The sequence below is a fragment of the Pseudonocardia sp. HH130629-09 genome, assembly GCF_001294645.1.
Taxonomy (GTDB): domain Bacteria; phylum Actinomycetota; class Actinomycetes; order Mycobacteriales; family Pseudonocardiaceae; genus Pseudonocardia.
The window spans coordinates 2,784,671-2,803,503 of the sequence record NZ_CP011868.1; the positions used below are offsets into that span (position 1 = coordinate 2,784,671).

Annotated in this window: 19 protein-coding genes; 5 read left to right on the plus strand and 14 right to left on the minus strand. The window is 74.6% G+C overall.

The genetic code is table 11. The annotated features are described in order from the left end of the window. Positions 1-36: 36 nt before the first annotated feature. The gene (locus XF36_RS12745; RefSeq protein ID WP_060712153.1) at positions 37-930 is read right to left on the minus strand and encodes a helix-turn-helix domain-containing protein; all 894 of its coding nucleotides are present in this window, start codon (positions 928-930) and stop codon (positions 37-39) included. A 237-nt stretch (positions 931-1,167) separates the two neighbouring features. Between XF36_RS12745 and XF36_RS12755 the strand changes: the two genes are divergently transcribed. The 4 genes from XF36_RS12755 (at position 1,168) to XF36_RS12770 (ending at position 4,964) form a co-directional block, all read left to right on the plus strand. Next, positions 1,168-1,992 carry an SAM-dependent methyltransferase gene (locus XF36_RS12755; protein WP_060712155.1) on the plus strand — a complete coding sequence of 275 codons (825 nt, stop codon included), beginning with the start codon at positions 1,168-1,170 and terminating at the stop codon, positions 1,990-1,992. Positions 1,993-2,048: 56 nt separating this feature from the next. Next, positions 2,049-3,176, plus strand: a complete 1,128-nt coding sequence (locus XF36_RS12760) for a serine hydrolase domain-containing protein (RefSeq protein ID WP_060712156.1) — start codon at positions 2,049-2,051, stop codon at positions 3,174-3,176. An 11-nt stretch (positions 3,177-3,187) separates the two neighbouring features. Then, the gene (locus XF36_RS12765) at positions 3,188-3,616 is read left to right on the plus strand and encodes a VOC family protein (RefSeq protein ID WP_060712157.1); all 429 of its coding nucleotides are present in this window, start codon (positions 3,188-3,190) and stop codon (positions 3,614-3,616) included. Positions 3,617-3,701: 85 nt separating this feature from the next. Beyond that, positions 3,702-4,964 carry an FAD-dependent oxidoreductase gene (locus XF36_RS12770; RefSeq protein ID WP_060714658.1) on the plus strand — a complete coding sequence of 421 codons (1,263 nt, stop codon included), beginning with the start codon at positions 3,702-3,704 and terminating at the stop codon, positions 4,962-4,964. 39 nt (positions 4,965-5,003) lie between these two features. Here the strand turns inward: XF36_RS12770 and XF36_RS33245 are convergent, their stop codons facing one another. The 7 genes from XF36_RS33245 to XF36_RS12800 all read right to left on the minus strand — a co-directional run bounded on the left by XF36_RS33245 (position 5,004) and on the right by XF36_RS12800 (position 12,130). Continuing rightward, entirely contained in the window at positions 5,004-5,198 is a 195-nt protein-coding gene (locus XF36_RS33245; protein WP_202968517.1) for a hypothetical protein, read from the minus strand. Next, positions 5,186-6,382 (minus strand): MFS transporter, encoded by a 1,197-nt coding sequence (locus XF36_RS12775; RefSeq protein WP_202968518.1) that lies wholly within the window; start codon positions 6,380-6,382, stop codon positions 5,186-5,188. The genes XF36_RS33245 and XF36_RS12775 overlap by 13 nt, the downstream gene beginning before the upstream one ends. Before the next feature lie 61 nt (positions 6,383-6,443). Next, positions 6,444-7,481, minus strand: a complete 1,038-nt coding sequence (locus XF36_RS12780) for an NAD(P)-dependent alcohol dehydrogenase (RefSeq protein WP_060712158.1) — start codon at positions 7,479-7,481, stop codon at positions 6,444-6,446. Then, positions 7,478-8,920: a mannitol dehydrogenase family protein gene (locus tag XF36_RS12785; protein ID WP_202968519.1), complete on the minus strand. Its 1,443-nt coding sequence runs from the start codon at positions 8,918-8,920 to the stop codon at positions 7,478-7,480. Before XF36_RS12785 ends, XF36_RS12780 begins: the two co-directional genes overlap by 4 nt. Continuing rightward, positions 8,917-10,131: a D-mannonate dehydratase ManD gene (gene manD, locus XF36_RS12790; RefSeq protein ID WP_020626336.1), complete on the minus strand. Its 1,215-nt coding sequence runs from the start codon at positions 10,129-10,131 to the stop codon at positions 8,917-8,919. The genes XF36_RS12785 and manD overlap by 4 nt, the downstream gene beginning before the upstream one ends. Beyond that, positions 10,128-11,135 (minus strand): 2-hydroxyacid dehydrogenase, encoded by a 1,008-nt coding sequence (locus tag XF36_RS12795; RefSeq protein WP_060712159.1) that lies wholly within the window; start codon positions 11,133-11,135, stop codon positions 10,128-10,130. Before XF36_RS12795 ends, manD begins: the two co-directional genes overlap by 4 nt. After that, positions 11,132-12,130 carry a LacI family DNA-binding transcriptional regulator gene (locus XF36_RS12800; RefSeq protein WP_060712160.1) on the minus strand — a complete coding sequence of 333 codons (999 nt, stop codon included), beginning with the start codon at positions 12,128-12,130 and terminating at the stop codon, positions 11,132-11,134. The genes XF36_RS12795 and XF36_RS12800 overlap by 4 nt, the downstream gene beginning before the upstream one ends. A 72-nt stretch (positions 12,131-12,202) precedes the next feature. On the opposite strand from XF36_RS12800, the gene XF36_RS12805 reads away from it, so the two are divergent. Next, positions 12,203-12,703 carry an Lrp/AsnC family transcriptional regulator gene (locus XF36_RS12805; protein ID WP_193394012.1) on the plus strand — a complete coding sequence of 167 codons (501 nt, stop codon included), beginning with the start codon at positions 12,203-12,205 and terminating at the stop codon, positions 12,701-12,703. Here XF36_RS12805 and XF36_RS12810 read toward each other — a convergent pair. From XF36_RS12810 to XF36_RS12830, 6 genes are all read right to left on the minus strand, one after another. Continuing rightward, on the minus strand, positions 12,691-13,863 hold the full coding sequence (locus tag XF36_RS12810; RefSeq protein ID WP_060712161.1) for a DUF3500 domain-containing protein: 1,173 nt from the start codon (positions 13,861-13,863) through the stop codon (positions 12,691-12,693). The two genes, XF36_RS12805 and XF36_RS12810, sit on opposite strands and share 13 nt — an antisense overlap. Before the next feature lie 68 nt (positions 13,864-13,931). Further along, on the minus strand, positions 13,932-15,830 hold the full coding sequence (acs, locus tag XF36_RS12815; RefSeq protein ID WP_082375380.1) for an acetate--CoA ligase: 1,899 nt from the start codon (positions 15,828-15,830) through the stop codon (positions 13,932-13,934). 52 nt (positions 15,831-15,882) lie between these two features. Then, the gene (locus tag XF36_RS12820; RefSeq protein ID WP_238589248.1) at positions 15,883-16,971 is read right to left on the minus strand and encodes a DUF3500 domain-containing protein; all 1,089 of its coding nucleotides are present in this window, start codon (positions 16,969-16,971) and stop codon (positions 15,883-15,885) included. Between the two features lie 27 nt (positions 16,972-16,998). Then, complete coding sequence (locus tag XF36_RS12825) at positions 16,999-17,496, minus strand: response regulator transcription factor (protein ID WP_349675556.1); 498 nt, start codon at positions 17,494-17,496, stop codon at positions 16,999-17,001. Beyond that, positions 17,496-17,693: a hypothetical protein gene (locus XF36_RS35205; RefSeq protein ID WP_349675557.1), complete on the minus strand. Its 198-nt coding sequence runs from the start codon at positions 17,691-17,693 to the stop codon at positions 17,496-17,498. The genes XF36_RS12825 and XF36_RS35205 overlap by 1 nt, the downstream gene beginning before the upstream one ends. Continuing rightward, positions 17,690-18,799, minus strand: a complete 1,110-nt coding sequence (locus tag XF36_RS12830; RefSeq protein ID WP_145981348.1) for a sensor histidine kinase — start codon at positions 18,797-18,799, stop codon at positions 17,690-17,692. Before XF36_RS12830 ends, XF36_RS35205 begins: the two co-directional genes overlap by 4 nt. Between the last annotated feature and the right edge of the window lie 34 nt (positions 18,800-18,833).

An 18,833-nucleotide genomic window follows, 5' to 3' on the forward strand; every position in this document is an offset into this window, starting at 1 on the left:
GCGCCGCTCGTCGCCCGGGAGCGACGTCGGTGCAGGTCAGAGCTCGGCGCGCAGCTTGCTCAGTGCCTGCTTGGTCTCGGCCGGGCTGAGCGCGTCGATGGTGAGCCGGTCCATCGAACGGCCGTAGCGCTCGACGTCGGCCCGCTTGTCCAGATAGGAGGCCCCGGTCATCTCCTCGAGGTAGACCAGGTCGGGCAGCTCGGGCTCGGCGAAGCGCAGCATGGTGAAGGCGTGCTCGGCGCCGTAGCCGGACAGGTCCCAGGGCAGCAGCTGGACGACGACGTTCGGCAGCGACGACAGCTCGATGAGATGGTCGAGCTGGGCACGGAAGACTCCCTCCCCGCCGACCGGTCGGTGCAGCACGGCCTCGTCGAGCACGGTCCAGAAGGTCGGTGCGTCCTTGCGGTGCAGCACGCGCTGGCGTCGCAGCCGCACCTCCAGGCGCTTCTCGACGTCGGCCCGCTCGACGGGCGGCAGGTCGGCGTGTCCGCCGCTGACGACCGCGCGGGCGTACTCCTCGGTCTGCAGCAGCCCCGGGACGAACAGCAGCTCGTAGGACGAGATGCGCGACGCCGAGGCCTCCAGACCCACGAAGTCCTCGAACCAGCCGGGGACGACGTCGTTGTAGCGGGCCCACCAGCCGCTGGAGTTGCTCTCCTCGGCCATCGACAGGACCTGGTCGCGCTCGGGACCCTCGGCGACGCCGTACATCGTCAGCAGGTCGGCGACGTCGCGCTGCTTGAACCCGACCTTGCCCGACTCCAGCCTGCTCATCTTCGAGTCCGAGCCGCGGATCGCGTACGCCGCGTCGGTCCGGGAGATGCCCGCGCGCTCCCGCAGCCGGCGCAGGTGTGATCCGAGCACGATGCGCCGCGCGGTCGGGCCGCGGTCGGCACCGGGCGGGGTGGGGCTGTTCGGGCTGGGGACCACCGGTACGGGCTCCTGCGGTTGCGGGGACTGCCGATCGGGTGACCGAGACTACACAACGGTTCCGCAGTTCATCAGCGGTCTCGATCACGGGACACGTCCGGACGGTGACGGTGCGTGCCCGATCGGGTCGGTCCGCTACGGTGACCGCACCGGTGATCGGCGCCACGACGGGCGTCGTCCGGGCACCGACCGACGCACCGGCGCGACGCCGCCGACGACGCAGTGAGGACTCCGCCGATGGCCCAGCCGACCGAGGGTCGCGCTCCCGCGTACATCGACACGACCAAGGCCAGCATCGCCCGGGTCTACGACTACGCCCTCGGCGGCAAGGACAACTACGAGGTCGACCGGGAGACCATCGAGTGGGTCCGCAAGATCGCCCCCGAGGTCAACCTGCTCGCCGTCGACAACCGGGCGTTCCTGATCCGGGCGGCGCGCTTCGTCGCCACCCAGACCTCCATCACCCAGTACCTGGACTGCGGCTCCGGCCTGCCGACCGCGGAGAACACCCACCAGGTGGTCCAGCGGCTCCAGCCCGAGGCCCGGGTCGCCTACGTCGACAACGACCCGACCGTCATCGCGCACGGCCGGGCGCTGCTGGAGGACAACGAGTTCACCCGCTTCTCCGCCGCCGACATCCGCGAGCCGGAGTCGGTGCTGGCGGACCCGTCGGTGCAGGGCTTCCTGGACCTCGACCAGCCGGTCGCGCTGTTCCAGATCGGCACCATCCACCACTTCGACGACGCCGTGGACCCGCAGGCGATCATGGCCCGCTACGTCGAGCGGCTCGCTCCGGGCAGCGTCGTCGCGATCGCGCACTTCTTCGACCCGGAGAACGCCGACAGCGAGCTGGCCCGGCGGATGGAGCAGGTCTTCGTGCACAGCCCGATGGGCAGCGGCCGGTTCCGCACCCTCGCCGAGATCACCGGGCTGTTCCCCGGCCTCGAGCTGGTCGACCCGGGCATCGTCCCCTGCTACCGGTGGTGGCCCGACGGTCCGCAGCTGCGCGGCGAGGACCCGGTGCAGCGGTGCATCGTGGGCGGGGTCGGCATCAAACTATGAGTTCGCGGGGCCACCGCGGTCGAGAGGGGTGAGACCCACCGACCCCGGGAGGCCCCGTGCCCGTCACCCCGGACCCCACCGCCCAGATCCTGGGCGACGCCGTCGCCACCGAGCGCGTCCCCGGAATCGTCGCGGCCGTCGACCATCCCCGGCACGGCACCGGGGTGCACGTCCTCGGCGACGACGGCGCCGGACACCCGCTGCGCCGCGACACGATCGTGCGGATCGCCTCGGTCACCAAGCCGGTCGTCGCGGTCGCCGCGCTCGCACTCGTCGAGGACGGGATGCTCGACCTCGACGAGCCGGTCGCGGCGTGGCTGCCGGAGTTCGCCGCGCCGCGGGTGCTGCGCCACGAGGCCGCCGGGCTCGACGACACCGTCCCCGCGCGCCGGCCGATCACCCTGTACGACCTGCTGACCTACCGCTGCGGGATGGGGATGCTCCCCCGGCCCCCGGCCGAGCTGCCGGTGCAGCGCGCGACCGCAGGGCTCGGCAGCGACGGACCACCCGGGTCCTACCCGCTCCCCGACCCCGACACCTGGACCGCGCGGCTCGCCGCGGTGCCGCTCGTCGCACAGCCCGGGTCGCGCTGGCTGTACCACACCTCCGGCGACCTGCTCGGTGTCCTGCTGGCCCGCCGCTGCGGCACCGACCTATCGACGGTTCTCGCCGAGCGGGTGTTCGCCCCGCTCGGCATGCGCGACACCGGCTTCTCGGTGCCCGTCGCCGACCGGGACCGGTTCGTCCCGCTGCTGGCCGCCGCACCCGGCGGCGGCTTCACCGTGACCGACCCGGTCGACGGCGCGTGGTCGGCCCCGCCGGTGTTCCCCTCCGGAGGCGGCGGCCTGGTCTCCACCCTGGACGACCTGCTCGCGTTCACCCGGGCCCTGCGCGCGGGCGGCAGCCCGGTCCTGTCCCCCGGCGCGGTGGCCGAGCTGACCTCCGACCGGCTGAGCACCGCGCAGCGGGCCGGTGCCGCCCCGTTCCTCGACGACGGCTGCGGCTGGGGCCTGGGCCTGGCCGTCGAGGACGGCGGACGCTACGGCTGGGACGGCGGCCTGGGCACCGGCTGGCGCTCCGACCCGTCGAGCGGTGTGATCTCCCTGCTGCTGACCCAGGTGATGTGGGACGGGCCCGAGGGCCCCGCGCTCCTGCACTCCTTCCGCGCCGCGGCGCACTCCTGAGAGGACCCACCATGGACTGGACACTCGAGGTCGTCGTGCTGCCGGTGTCGGACCTCGACGCGGCGGTCGCCTTCTACCGCGACCGGGTCGGCTTCGACCTGGACCACGACACCCGCACCGAGCACATGCACATCGCCCAGCTGACGCCGCGGGGCTCGGGTTGCTCGATCGTCGTCGGCTCGCTGCCGGCACAGAACGAGATGGCGCCGGGCTCGATGCGCGGGCTGCAGCTCTGTGTCGCCGACGCCCGGGCCGCGCGCGACGAGCTCGTCGGACGCGGGGTGGAGTGCAGCGAGGTGACGGTGCTCGACGAGCGCGACGGCGGCACCTTCTTCGGCTTCGCGGACCCCGACGGCAACACCTGGGCAGTGCAGGAGCTGCGGGTCCGGGGCGAGCGGCCGCTGATCCCGGAGTCGGCCCGGGGCCGCTTCGGCGGCTGAGCACGGCAGGTCACACCGATTGCGCGACGGTCCCCGCAGGCGCATACTCGCCTTAATTCAACGCCAGTTGAAATTAGGGGGCATGATGTCGGAGCGGACGACGTGCTGTGTGGTCGGGGGCGGCCCGGCCGGGATGATGCTGGGCCTGCTGCTGGCCCGGGCCGGGGTCGAGGTGACCGTGCTGGAGAAGCACGGCGACTTCCTGCGGGACTTCCGCGGGGACACCGTGCACCCCACCACCCTGGACCTGCTCGACGACCTGGGGCTGGGCGAGCGGTTCGCCGCGCTGCCGCAGAGCCGGGTCGAGGAGGTCGTGATCCCCGAGGGGCGGGGCGGCGCGCAGCGGATCGGGAACCTGTCGCTGCTGCGCCGGATCGGGGTCCGCCACCCCTACATCGCGCTCGTCCCGCAGTGGGACCTGCTGAACCTGCTCGCCGACGCCGCCGCCGACGAACCCACCTTCGATCTCCGGCTCGACACCCGCGCCACCTCGCTGGTCCGGGAGAACGGGCGGGTCGCCGGCGTCCGGTACGCGAAGACGACCGCGCCCGGCGAGGAGACCACCGGCGAGATCCGGGCCGACCTCACGGTCGCCTGCGACGGCAGGCACTCGATCCTGCGGGACGGTTCCGGCCTGCCCGTGACCGAGTACGACGTCCCGTTCGACACCTGGTGGTTCCGGCTGCCGCGCCGCCCCGAGGAGATGCACGCCTCCCTCCGCCCGCGGATCGGGAACGGGCGCTTCGCGGTCGTCATCCCGCGCGAGGGCTACTACCAGATCGGCTACATGGCACCCAAGGGCGCCGACGCGCGGCTGCGTGCCGCGGGGATCGAGGCGCTCAGGGCCGACCTCGCCGAGCTGATGCCGGAGTACGCCGACCGGGTCGACGACATCGCCTCGATGGACGAGGTGAAGCACCTCGACGTGAAGCTCAACCGACTGCGCCGCTGGCACGTCGACGGGCTGCTCTGCATCGGCGACGCCGCGCACGCGATGTCCCCGATCGGCGGCGTCGGGATCAACCTCGCGATCCAGGACGCGGTGGCCACCGCGACCCTGCTCGCCGCCCCGTTGCAGCGGGGTGCCCTGACCGAGCGGGACCTCGGCCGGGTCCGCGACCGCAGGTTGCTCCCGACGGTGCTGGTCCAGGGCCTCCAGCGGATCATGCACCGCACCATGGCCGGCCCGGCCCTGACGGGGCGGCGCGACGGTCCCCCGGTTCCGCTGCTGCGGCTGATGCATCGCGTCCCGGCGCTGCAGATCGTGCCCGCCTACCTCGTCGGTGTGGGGTTCCGTCCGGAGCGGGCCCCGGACTTCGCCCGCCGCGGCCCGGTGCCGGCGGCCTGAGACCGGTGCCCGCCCGCAGCGACGGGCGGGCACCGGGTCTCAGCGGACCGGCGCGCCGTCGGCCGGGACGACCGCGCCCGCATCCTGCGGCACGGTCAGGTCCCGGTCGACCGTCTCCGGCGCCATCCGGGCCGCGACCAGGCTGATGACCGCCATGCCCGACATGTAGACCGCCACCGGGATCCACGACCCGGCGAACGCCCCGATCAGGGCGGCGCAGATCAGCGGCGCCACCCCACCCCGAGCGCGGAGGAGAACTCCCGGCCCAGAGTGACACCGGCGTAGCGGTAGCGGTTGCCGAACAGCTCGGGGAACCAGCTCATCTGGACCCCGACGGCGCCGTTCACCGCCAGGACGAAACTCACGATCATGGTCACGACGATCGCGGCCAGGTTCCCGGTGCCGAACGCGATGAACGCGGGTCCCGGCAGGAGGACCATGGCGGCGAGGATCGTCGAGTAGACCGGACGGCGCCCGAACCGGTCCGACAGCGCCCCGAACCCGAAGGCCGCGATGCCCCCGCAGATCGCCCCGACCAGGAGCACCTGCGGCACGAACGACGCGTCCACACCGATCGAGGACACCAGGTAGGACGCGACGAACACCTGGAAGGTGTAGGACTGCGCGCTGGCGCCGACGTTCATGAACAGGACCAGCAGCATCGGCCGCCGCCCGTGCCGGAACACCTCGGCCGCCGGTCGGCGCGGCGCGACGTGGGTCTCCTTCAGCTCGGTGAAGACCGGGCTCTCGTCGAGCCTGCGCCGGATGATCATGGCGACGACGGTGACGACCAGGCTGGACGCGAACACCAGCCGCCAGCCCCACGCGAGCAGCGCCTCCTGGCCGAGCTGCTGGACCGCGACCCAGACCACCGCGCCCAGCGCGGTACCCAGCGCCGCACCCACCATGACCAGCGAGGCGTAGCGGCCCCGGCGGCCACGACCGACCGTCTCGGTGAGCAGCGTCGCGGCGCCGGCCTGCTCGGCGCCGGCCCCGAACCCCTGCAGGAACCGGCAGAGCACCAGCAGCACCGGCGCGAGCACCCCGATCGTCCCGTAGGTCGGGAGCAACCCGATCAGCAACGTCGAGCCGCCCATCAGCATCAGGGTGACGACGAGGATCCACTTGCGGCCGAGCCGGTCGCCGTAGCGGGAGAAGAACAGCCCGCCCAGTGGCCGGGCGAGGAACCCGACGGCGTAGGCGGAGAAGCTGGCCAGGATGCCGGCCGCCGGGGAGATGTTGGGAAAGAACAGGGTGGAGAACACCAGCGCGGACGCGGTGCCGTAGATGACGAAGTCGTACTGCTCCAGGGTGGTGCCTACCAGGCCTGCCCACGCGGCCCTGCGGGTCGCCCGCGGGTCGGCAGGGCGGTCGTCGGCCCTGACCGTGTTGTCCGGTGTGGTTCCGCTCGTGTCCATACGTCCTCGGATGGATCGGGCCCCGCTACGGGGCGGTGGTCGACGGGTGGGGTAGGTCGCTTCATCCGCCCGGACGGACGACGACCTTCAGGTGGCGCGGATCGGCACCCGGGGCACGGAGCGCGGCGGGTGCCTCGTCGAGGGCGAACCGGCCGGTGAGCACACCGGCGAGGTCCACCCGGCCGGCCGCGGCGAGCCCGACGGCGGTCGGGAACGCGTGCGCCGAGCGGAAGGAGGCGTTCAGGTCGATCTCCCAGCGCTGCATGAGTGCCAGCGGCAGGCCGTCGACGGACGGCGGCGCCTGCCCGACGACGGTCGCCCGGCCCGCCGGGGCGAGCGCGTGCATGCCCTGCCACAGCGCGGCGGGCACCGCGGAGCACTCCAGCAGGCGGTCGAAGGCGGCGGCCGGCAGGTCGTCGCGGGCGGTGTTGACGACGGCGGTCGCGCCGAGCGCGGCTGCACGGTCGAGCCGGGCGTCGTGCACATCGGTGACGACGACGTCGTGCGCCCCGGCGGCCCGCGCGACCTGCGCGACCAGCACACCGATCGGCCCCGCCCCGGTGACCAGCACCCGGTGCCCGGTCACGACCCCGGCGCGGCGCACCGCGTGCACGGCCACGGCGAGCGGCTCGACCAGGGCCGCGGTCTCGGTGTCGAGGGTGTCGGGCAGCGGGTGCACCGCGCGGGCAGGGACCACCCGGTAGCCCGACATCGCCCCGTGCGTGGGCGGCGAGCCGAGGCAGGTGCCTGCGGGGCACAGGTGGTAGGCACCCGAGCGGCAGGTCGGGCACGTCCCGCACCCGACGGCGGGCTCCACCGCGACCCGGGTCCCGACGGCGGGACCGTCGACGTCGTCGCCCAGCTCGACGACCACACCGGCCGCCTCGTGCCCGAGCACCATCGGGGCGCGCAGCACGTTGCGGCCGTTGCGCCCGTCGGTGAAGTAGTGGACGTCGGAACCGCAGACCCCGACCGCCTCCACGGCGACGAGCACCTCCCCGGGTGCGGGCCGGACGACCGGGATGTCCTCCACCCGGAGGTCGAAGGGGGCGTGCAGCACGGCCGCGCGGGTGCGATCCGGGATCACGGGAGCGGTCATGCGGCGGTCCTCCCACCAGCGGCCTCGGCGACGGCGGCGTCGACGCTGTGCCGGGTCAGGACGATGAACAGGTCGGTGACGCGGTCGGCGAACCCGGGTCCGGGCTCGCCACCGAGCAGTGCGCAGGCCGCACGGACGTGGTCCGCGGCCGGGCCGGTCGCCGTGGCGGCGAGCCGCTCGCGGGCCGGCTCGTGCATCGCGGCGGCATGTGGGCCGGGGTCGGACCCCGGCGGCGGCGCGACGCAGGCCAGCCACGCGGCGACGGTGAGCGCCAGGTGATGGGGCATGCGTCCGGCGGCCAAGTGCTCGGCCGCCGGGCCCGGGACGCGCTGGGCGAGTTTCAGCGAGCCGTCCGAGCCGACCTGGCGGGTGCGGTGGCCGAGCGCGGTGTTCGACCAGCGCTCCACCAGCCGGGCGGCGTAGGCGTCGATGTCGACGCCCGCGGGCACCGGGACGGTGGGCCGGTACTCGTCGTGCAGGACCCGCTCGGCAGCGGCGCGGACGGCCAGGTGCGCCACGGCACCGGGTATGAGGTCCTGCCCCGCCAGTGCCCCGAGGTAGGCCAGCATCGAGTGGGTGCCGTTGAGCAGCCGCAGCTTGAGCAGCTCGTAGCCGGCGACGTCGTCGGTGAACACCGCGCCCGGGACACCGCGACCGGCCGACTCCCAGGCCGGGCGGCCCGCGGCGAACCGGTCCTCCAGCACCCACATGCTGAACGGCTCGGCGGGGACCGGGACGGCGTCGTCGACACCGGTGAGGTGGGCGGCGGCCCGGGTGGCGTCCGTCGTCGCGGGGACGATCCGGTCCACCATGCTGTTCGGGAAGGTCACCCCGGCCAGATAGGCGGTGAGCTCCTCGCGCTCGGCCGGGGCCATGGCGTGGGCGAACCCGTGCACCAGCCGGGCGGTGGTGTCACCGTTGCCGAGCAGGTTGTCGCAGCTCAGCACGGTGACGGGAGCCGCGCCGGCGCGGGCCCGGTGCAGCAGCCCACGGGCCACCAGGCCGATCGCGGTGCCCGGAGCGGCGTCACCGCGCAGGTCGGCGCGGACACCGGGGTGGTCGAGGTCGAGCCCGCCGGTGACCGGGTCGAGCGTGTAGCCGTGCTCGGTCACCGTGAGCGAGACGATCCGGGTGCCGGGGGCGGACAGCGCGGTCAGCACCGCGTCCGGCTCCCGGGCGGCGACCCGCACCCCGGTGTGCACGGCCGGGACGACGGCGCGCTCCCCCGCCGGGGAGATCTCGACGACGGTGTAGCGCAGGTCCTGGGCGGCCATGGCGTCGGCGACGGCGGTGCTGCGCGGCGCCACGCCCAGGACCCCCCAGGGCCCGTCGGCCGCATCGAGCGCGGCGGCGGTGTGCACGGCCTGGTGGGCGCGGTGGAAGTTGGACAGTCCGAGGTGGACGATTCCGGGGTGCTGTCGGGCCGGCACGGCCCTCACCAGTCCGTCATCGAGCCGTCGCGACGGCGCGCGACCGGCAGCAGGGCGGGCTCGTAGGGGAACCGGGCGGCGAGCGCCTCGTCCACGTCGACACCGAGCCCGGGGGCGTCGCCGGGGTGCAGGTGGCCGTCGACGCAGCTCCAGGCGTGCCGGAACACCTCGTGTGCCGGTCCGGGGTGACCCATGTACTCCTGGATCCCGTGGTTGGGCGTCGCGAGCGCGACGTGCAGGGCCGCGGCCATCGCGACCGGCGACACGTCCGACGGGCCGTGCGGGCTGATCCGGACCTGCCACGGGTCGGCCAGTGCCGCGAGCCGGCGCAGGGAGCTGATCCCGCCGGCGTGGGTGACGGCGGCCCGGGCGTGGTCGATGAGCTGCTCGGTGATCAGCTGCTGGAACTCCCAGATCGTGGAGAACACCTCGCCGATCGCGAGCGGGGTCGTGGTGTGGGCGCGGACCCGGCGCAGGACCTCCTGGTTCTCGCACGGTGTGACGTCCTCGAGCCAGTACAGGTCGACCGGCTCCAGCGCGCGGCCGAGCCGGGCCGCCTCGATCGGGGTGAGCCGGTGGTGGGCGTCGTGCAGGAGCGCCAGCTCCGGCCCGGTGTGCGCCCGGACCTCGGCGAGCGCGGCCGGTGCGTGGCGCAGGTAGGCCGCGGTGTCCCAGGTCTCCTCGGCGGGCACGGTGCCCCGGCCGGCGGGCTCGTAGCCCGGGCCACGACCGACGCCGTAGACGGTGTCGAGGCCGGGCACCCCGGTCTGGACGCGGACCGCGGTGAACCCGCGCTCGACGGCCGCGTCGACGGCGTCGCACAGCTGCGCGGTCTCCCAGCCGGTGGCGTGGGTGTAGGCGCGCACCCGGTCCCGCACCGCGCCGCCGAGCAACCGGTACACCGGCAGCCCCGCGGTCTTGCCGAGGATGTCCCACAGTGCGAGGTCGACGGCGCCGATCGCGGTCATGGTGACCGGGCCGCGCCGCCAGTAGGCGCCCCGGTAGAGGTACTGCCAGGTGTCCTCGATGCGCCCGGGGTCCCGGCCGACGAGCTGCGGGCACAGGTGTTCGCGCAGGTAGGCGGCGACGGCGAGCTCGCGGCCGTTGAGGGTCGCGTCGCCCCAGCCGACGACGCCGTCGGCGGTGGTGAGCTTCAGCGTGACGTAGTTGCGCCCGGGTGAGGTCAGGAGGACCTCGGCCGCGACGATGCGGTCGCTCACCGGGCCACCGCCACCACGTCGCGCAGCTCCTCGCCGGCGACGAGCCGGTGCACGTTCGCGCCGATGTCGGCGGCCCGGCCGAGGAAGGTCTGGCGGGTCAGTCCCGACGAGTGCGGGGTCATCAGCACGTTGCCCAGCTCGGCGAAGGGCAGCGACGACGGCGCGGCGTGGGTGCTCCCGGCGGGCGGGTAGCCGTACCAGACATCGATCGCGGCACCGCCGATCGCGCCGTCGCGCAGGGCCGCGTAGAGCGCGTGCTCGTCGACGAGCGGGCCACGGCCGACGTTGACCAGTACGGCTCCGGGGCGCATCGCGGCGAGCTCGGATGCGCCCAGCAACCCCTCGGTCTCCGGGGTCAGCGGCGCACTGACCACGACGACGTCGGCGACGGCGACGGCGACGGCGACGGCGAGCAGCTCACCCAGCCGGTCGGCGGTGCTGCCCGCCCAGTCCAGGCCGGTGGCGGTCGCATCGACCGCGCCGCGCCGGGTCACCGCGACACCGCGGGCGCCGAGTGCACGCAACCGGTCCCAGACGCGGGCCCCGATGTGCCCGAGACCGACGAGGCCCACGACGGCACCGGACAGCGAGTCCACCCATGGCGCGGACGGGTCGTAGGCCGGGGTGGGCCACTCCCCCGCCCGCAGTGCGCGGTCCTGGGCGAGGAACCCGCGGCGCAGCAGGATCGTGGACGCGAGGACGTACTCGGCGATCGAGTCCTCGTGGTGGAAGGTGTTCGCGACGACGCACCCGACGGGCAGCGCGTCGACCACGATCCCGTCGGTCCCGGCACCGGCCGCGTGCACCAGCCGCAGGTCCGGCCCGGCCACACCGACCTCCTTCGGGCACCGCCCGCCGATCAGGACCTCGGCGCCGGCCACCGCCTCGGCGACGGCGGCGGTGTCGCGCGCCGGGGGCCAGACGATCTCGCTGCCCACAGGGAGCCCGGCCTCCAGCTCGGCACGGACCCCGAGCAGGTTCTGGTCGGCGACGACGATCTTCACGGGGTGACCTCCAGGGCGACGCGCACCGGGGCGGTGGTGCCGCGGACGACGAGATGGGTGGGCAGACGGATGGCACGCAGCGCGGTCCGCTCGCCGGCGGCAGCCCGGCCGAGGATCTCCAGGGCGAGCGTCCCGGCGCGGTCCATCGGGGTGGCGACGCTGGACAGGCCCGGATCGGACAACGCGGCGAAGGGGATGTCGTCGAAGCCGACGACCGACAGGTCGTCGGGCACCCGCACGCCGAGCGCGCGGGCGCCGGTGAGCAGGCCGAGGGCGACGAGGTCGTTGTGGGCCACGACCGCGGTCGCGCCGCTGGCGAGCACCCGGGCGGCGGCCGCGGTACCGCCGTCGACGGTCTCGGTGTGCCAGCCGAGCAGGTCCAGCTCCAGGCCGTACTCGGCCACCAGCGCGCGGAGCAGCCCGGTGCGGTGCTGATTGGACCAGGAGTCCCGGCGGCCCTGGACGTAGGCGATCCGGCGGTGCCCGAGCGCGTCGAGGTGGTCGACGGTCTGGCGCAGCCCCTGTTCGGAGTCGGCGGTGACGCAGTGCCCGCCCGCCACCTCCCGGTTGACCAGCACCGACGGCGTCGCCCCGACCAGGTCGAGTACCTCGCCCCCGTCGAGACGCGACGAGTGGACGACGACGCCGTCGACCCGGCCGCGCAGGTCGGCGATGGTCTCGCGCTCGCGCTCGGGGTCGTAGTCGGTGTCGGCGACGACCACCGTCGTCCGGCTCTGCCGGCCCCGGGCCTGCGCCGCCTTCACGAAACGGGAGAAGACCGGGTTGGCGATGTCCGGGACGATCGCGGCGACGGTCGAGGTGGCGGGCGCCGGCGGCGTCTCGACGGCCCGCGGTGCGTAGCCCAGCTCCTGGGCCGCGGCGAGGATCTTCCGGCGGGTGTCGGCGCCGAGCCGGTCCGGGTCGGAGAAGGCCCGCGAAGCCGTGGACAGGGCGACGCCCGCCGCCCGGGCGACATCGGTCAGGGTGGGTGCCACGGAGGAAGCGTGCCGTTCGTTGCGCAAGCTTGTCAACACTTGCCAGGATCTTGCCAACGATAGGCTCGCCAGGTGCTGTCCCTGGACGCCCTCGACGTCGACCTGCTCGCCGCGCTGCGCGACCGGCCGCGGGCCGGGGTGCTGGAGCTCTCGCGCACGCTGCGGGTCGCCCGTGGGACGGTGCAGGCGCGGCTGGACCGGCTGGAACGTGCCGGGGTCGTCACCGGGTACGGCCCGGACGTCGACCTCCCGGCCGCCGGGTACGGCGTGCAGGCGTTCGTGACGCTGGAGATCGCGCAGGGCGAGTTGGGCGACGTCGCCGCCGAGCTCGCCGCGCTGCCCGCGGTCACCGAGGCGTACGCGACCACCGGCTCGTCGGACGTGATGTGCCGGCTCGCGGCGTCGTCACACGAGGACCTGCAGGACACCCTGCTCGCGCTCGGCCGATCCACCCTGGTGGCCCGCTCCACCAGCGTGGTGGTGCTGTCCACCCTGGTCGCGCCGCGCTGGCGGCCGCTGCTGGAGCGTGACCACCGGGAGGGCCCGAGCCGGGCACCCGCCTACCGGGACTGACCGCCTCGGCCGAGGTGGTGCGCCGCCCGGTGCGCGCCGAGCACGTCGAGCCCGAAGTCCGCCGACGGGTCGCGCCACACGGAGTGGGCGTGGTTGGCGTCGCGCTGGGTGTTGTCCCACTCGATGAGCAGCTGTGGGCCCTGGACGCGGTAGTAGTTCGGGGCACCGTCCTCCAGCGGTCCCGCCCAGGCGAGGTGCACGGCGTCGAGCGCGGTGTCGTCGTCGTAGCGGGAGATCGGCTGCAGCGGCCCGGCGACCCGCTCCAGGTAGGTGCCCAGCAGCGCGCGCAGCATCTCGCGGCCCTCGGCATCCAGGTCGGACGCCGACACGCCGGCCGGGGTCCGCGACAGCGCGACGGCCTCCTTCTGGGCGTCGGTGAACGCGGACCGCTCCTCGATGGCCTCGCTCATGTCGTCGAGCGCGCGCTGCTGCTCGGGGTCGGCGAACGACCGGGTGCGCCAGATCCCGGCGAGCGGGATCCAGCTGTCGCCCTCCTGCGGGTCGGTGCGGTTGGCCGCGACGAGGTCGGGCGGTGCCTTGTCGAGCAGCACCGCCCGCTCGCGTAGCTCGGCCGGCAGCGCGCGGACCAGGTTGCGGGCGAGGTCCTCGACCCGGCCCAGCGGGCGGAGCACGGCGTCGCCGAGGAGCTCGGAGGTCGCCGGGTCGGCACCCAGGAAGCACGGTGTGGAGGCGACCACCACCCCGTCGACGACCAGCATGTTGATCGACACGTGGTGCCCGCCGAAGCGCCAGCCCCAGGTCCCGGTGTCCCCCGGCTCGCCGAACACCCGCAGGTAGTACATCTGCGGGTCGCGGCCGCGGGTGCGGTCGAACAGCGTCACGAAGCCCTCGGTGTGGTCGAGGACGTTCTCCAGCCCCATCACCGTCGCGACGGTCACGTACGCCGCCCGCGACAGCCCCGAGCCGACGAGCTTCATCGCGGCCCGCTGCTGCGGCGGGAGCTGGTCGTGGAAGGTCAGTCCACCGTGGTCGGTGGGGGTGTAGAACCAGCGGCGGCGCTCGGCGTCGGCGTCGTCGTCACCGGTCGGGGCGTGCCCGACGGCCGTCTCCCGCCGGCCCGGGTCGAGGGTGTCGAGCCAGGCACGCGCGGCCTCGGCCATCGTGGTCGCCGTCTCGCGGGTGTCCGCAGCACCGATCATGCCGCAGGACGCTAGCGACTCCGGGCAGACTCCACCGGGGAGGACGGCTACGTCGACCACGGCCCGACTCAGGTCCGGCGGTACCCGGCAGCCAGCTCCACGAAGGCGGCCGGGTCCACCAGCGACGTCGTGTCGCCGGGCTCGCGCCCGGCGGTCACGTCGAGCAGCAGCCGTCGCATGATCTTGCCCGACCGGGTCTTCGGCAGCTCCGCGACGAGGACGACCTCGCGGGGCCGGGCGACCGGCCCCAGCTCCCGGGCCACGTGCGCCCGCAGCTGTTCGGTCAGCCCGTCGGTGGGGCCGTCGGTGACGGTCACGAACGCGACCACGGCCTGCCCGGTCGTCGGGTCCGGCGCCCCGACCACGCCTGCCTCGGCGACCCGTGGGTGGCTCACCAGCGCGGACTCCAGCTCGATCGAGCCGAGCCGGTGGCCCGAGACGTTCATGACGTCGTCGATGCGGCCCTGCAGCGTCACGTAGCCGTGCTCGTCGATCACCGCGCCGTCGCCCGCCTTGTACCAGCCCTGCTCGGCGTAGTCGGCGAAGTAGGACGCGCGGAACCGCTCGGGGTCGCCCCACACCGTGCGCGCCATCGACGGCCACGGACGGTCGATCACCAGGATGCCGCCCTCGCCGGGGGCGCAGGTGCGCCCGTCGCGGTCGACCACCCGCACCGACAGGCCCGGCAGCGGCCGGGTCGCCGAGCCCGGCACCAGCGGCGTCACCCCGGGCAGTGGCGCGCAGATCGCCGCGCCGGTCTCGGACTGCCACCAGGTGTCGACGATCGGGCAGCGGCCGCCGCCGATCACCTCGTGGAACCAACGCCAGGCCTCGGGGTTGATCGCCTCGCCGACGCTGCCGAGCAGGCGTAGCGAGGACAGGTCGTGGCGCGCGGGCACCTCCGGACCCCACTTCATGTACGTCCGGACCAGGGTCGGCGCGGTGTAGTACACGGTGACGCCGTACCGGGCGATGATCTCGAAGTGCCGGCCCGGCTCCGGGGTGTCCGGGGTGCCCTCGTAGATCACCTGCGTGACACCGTTGGACAGCGGTCCGTAGACCTCGTAGGTGTGCGCGGTGACCCAGGCGAGGTCGGCGGTGCACCAGTAGACGTCGTCGGGCTTGTGGTCGAAGCAGGCCCACGCCGTCCAGGACGCCTGGGTGAGGTAGCCGCCCATGGTGTGCAGCAGGCCCTTGGGGGTGCCGGTGGTGCCCGAGGTGTAGACGAGCATCAGCGGGCTCTCGGCCGGGTGCGCCTGCGCCTCGTGGACCTCGGGTGCGGTGTGGACGACGTCGTGCCACCACACGTCGCGGCCGGGGGTCCAGTCGACCTCCGAGCCGGTCCGCCGGATGACCAGCACGTGCTCCAGCGAGTCCACCCCGGACGCGGCCTCGTCGGCGTTGACCTTGACCGGGACGGCCTTCCCGCGGCGGTACTGGCCGTCGGTGGTGACCAGCAGCTTCGCGGCGCCGTCGGTGATCCGGAACCGCAGCGCGGACGGGGAGAACCCGCCGAAGACCAACGAGTGGACCGCCCCGATCCGTGCGCAGGCCAGCATCACGACGACGGTCTCGACCAGCACCGGCAGGTACACGACGACCACGTCGCCGCGCCCGACCCCGAGCGCGGTGAGCGCGTGCGCACAGCGGGCGACCTCGCACTGCAGGTCGGCGTAGGTGACGGTGCGCCGGTCCCCCGGCTCGCCCTCCCAGTACAGCGCGACCTTGTCCCCCGCACCGGCCTCGACGTGCCGGTCGACGCAGTTGCGCGCGACGTTCAGGGTGCCGTCGGTGAACCAGGTGACCTCGGGCCACCTGCTGCCGTCGTAGCCCTGCTCGGGCACGCGGTCCCACTCCAGCCGGCGGGTCTGCGCACACCAGAACGCCTCGGGGTCGGCGGCCGCCTGGTCGTAGGCGGCGGCGGTGACGTTGGCGTGCGCGGCGAGGTCCGGGGGCGGCGGGTACATGCCCCGATCCTCACTGCCGGGTCCCCCGAGGCGCAGGCCGTCGTGAGGGGACTCACCGGTGGGCGAACGCCCGGTGGTGGTCGTCGAGCAGGTCCACGCCGAAGTCGTTCTCCGGGTCGCGCCACACCGAGTGGGCGTGGTCCGCGCCGCCCTGGGTGTTGTCCCACTCCAGCAGCAGCCGCGGCCCCTGCAGCCGGTGGTAGTGCGGCTCCCCCGCCTCCAGCGAGCCCGCCCAGGCCACGTGGACCTCGTCGAGGGCGGCGTCGTCGTCGTAGCGGGCGGCGGGTGAGACCCCGGCCGGCGCCCGGTCGAGGTAGGCCGAGAGCAGTCGGCGCAGCAGGGCACGGCCGCGGTCGTCGAGCACGCTCGCCGGGAGCCCGCGCGGCACACCGGTCAGCGCGACGGCCTCGGTCCCCTCGACCGGGTCCACCGGGCCGGGCGGGCTCTCCCGCCGGATCGCCGAGGTCGGCAGCGGCCGGTCGCCCGGCGCGACCAGCGGCCGGTTCGCCGTCACCAGGTCCGGTGGGGCCCCGCCGGGCAGGACCACGGTCTCCAGGAGCTCGGGTGGCAGGCCGCGGACGATCTCCCGCGCCAGGTCCTCGGTCGGTCCGAGCGGGCGCGCCACCCCTCCGCCGAGCAGCGGCGTCGTCGCCGGGTTCGCGCCGAGGAAGCACGGCGTGGCAGCGGCCACCCGCCCGTCCACGACGAGTGCGTTCACCGACACGTGGTGGCCGCCGAAGCGCCAGCCCCAGGTGCGTCCGCCCGGGTCGCCGAACACCCGCAGGTAGTAGAGCGCCGGGTCCCGGAACCGCTCCCGGTACGGGCGGGTCGGCCAGTCCTGTGCCCGGTCCAGGACGTTCTCCAGCCCCATGACCGTCGCCACGGTGGCGTAGCCGGCCTCGGACAGTCCCGACGCGACCAGCCGCATCGCGCGCTGCTGCTGGACCGCGGTCTGGGCCGCGAGGGGCAGTCCGCCGTGGTCGGTGGGGGTGTAGAACCAGCGACGGCGCTCGGCGTCGGGCCCCGCGTCACCGGTCGGGCCGGCGCCCCGGGCGGGGCGGAGCCGGTCGTCGTCCAGGGTGTCCAGCCAGGCCGCGGCCGCGTCCGCCATCGCCCCGGCGACCGTCTCGCTCGTCGTCACCCCGGCCACGCTAGTGGGCCGGGCGGATCAGTCCGTCGCGTCGCGGACGAGCAGCGCGATCTGCACCCGGTTGTCCAGGCCCAGCTCGCGCAGCAACCGGGAGACGTAGGACTTCACCGTCGCCACCGACATGTGCAGCTCGGCGGCGATGTCGGCGTTGGAGCCACCCCGGGCGACGGCCTCGGCGACGTCGCGCTCCCGGTCGGCGAGCCGGTCGAGCCGGGCCCGGGCGGCGCGCCGGCGGTCGACCGACCCGGCGCCGCCGCCGCGGACGATGCCGATCAGCCGCCGGGTGATAGCCGGGGACAGCACGGCGTCGCCGTCGGCGGCGGCGCGGACGGCGTCGACGATCCCCTCGGGCGCGGCGTCCTTGAGCAGGAACCCGCTCGCCCCGGCGCGCAACGCCCGTACGACGTGCTCGTCGGCGTCGAAGGTGGTCAGCACGACGACGGTCGGGGCGTCGGGCCGCGACGTCACCTCCCGGGTCGCCGCGACGCCGTCGACGCGACGCATCCGCAGGTCCATCAGCACCACGTGCGGCCGCCCGCGGCGACGGCGGCGGGCACCTCGTCGCCGTCGCCGGCGTCGCCGACCACCTGGATGCGCCGCACCGGGCCGGTGCCGTCGCCGGGCAGCGCGTGCCCGTCGAGCATCACCCGCAGGCCGGAGCGGACGAGCGGGTCGTCGTCGACGAGCAGCACCCGGATCGCGGTCGCGGTCATCGTGTCTCCTCCCGCCACGGCAGCACCGCGCGCAGCTGGTGGCCCGACGGCGTCGGGCCGTGGGTCAGCGTCCCGCCGGCGAGGGTCTCGACCCGCTCGCGCAGCCCGACCAGGCCGGTCCCGGCGCCCTCGGGTGTCGTCCCCGCCGCGGACTCCCCGGAGGTGACGGTGACGGTGAGGTCCCGGCCGGGCCGCCCGTCGAGGGCGACCTCGACCCGGGTCCCGGGCGCGTGCCGGGCGGCGTTGGTCAGGCCCTCGCGGACCACCCGGTGCACGACCCCGGCCAGCGGGCGCCCTGGCGGGCACACCGTCAGCAGCGCCGTCGACCGGAGACGGACGTCCGCACCGACCGCGCGGGCCTCGGCGACGAGCTCCTCGACCGCACCGAGGTCCTCGATCTCGTCGGGTACGTCGCCGGTCGGCTCGTGCAGCACCTGCACGATCGTGCGGAGGTCCTCCATCGCGCGGTGCGTGGTGTCGCGCAGCACCCGCGCGGTCTCGCGCACGGTGCTGGCGGGCAGGTCCCCGCGCAGTGCCAGTGCCCCGGCGTGCACCGACAGCAGCGACAGCCGGTGCCCCAGCCGGTCGTGCATCTCCCCGGCGATCCGGCGACGCTCGTCGGCGCGGGCCTGCTCCTCGCGCACCGCCCGATCGGCCTCGGCACGGGCGAGCCGCTCGCGTAGGTCGTCGACCATCGCACGGCGGATCCCGGTCAGCAGGCCCGCGGTCGCCGAGATGCCCTGGAACGCGACGGCCCCGCCGAGCAGCACGAGCGCCGTGGCACCGTCGGGAGCGTCGCGGTACAGCGTGATCGCGGCCGTCCCGACCGCCAGGGCCAGCACCAGCAGTGTCTCCACCGCACGGCGCCGGGTCGCGATCACGAAGACCCCGACCAGCGGCAGGTAGGTGGCGACCGGCGACACCAGCGGCCCGAGCACGGCCACCACCGCGAACACCCGCGGCAGGCGGTAGCGCACCGCGATCGAGCCGATCATCAGCAGGCCGACGACGAGCAGCGACCACTGCAGGACCCCGGCGATGGCGTACGTCCCGACGACGGTGAGACCCCCGGCGAGCACCGCGACCATCAGCACGGCGGAAATCACGGCGGGACGGACCGGCACCCGTCGACCATAGGCG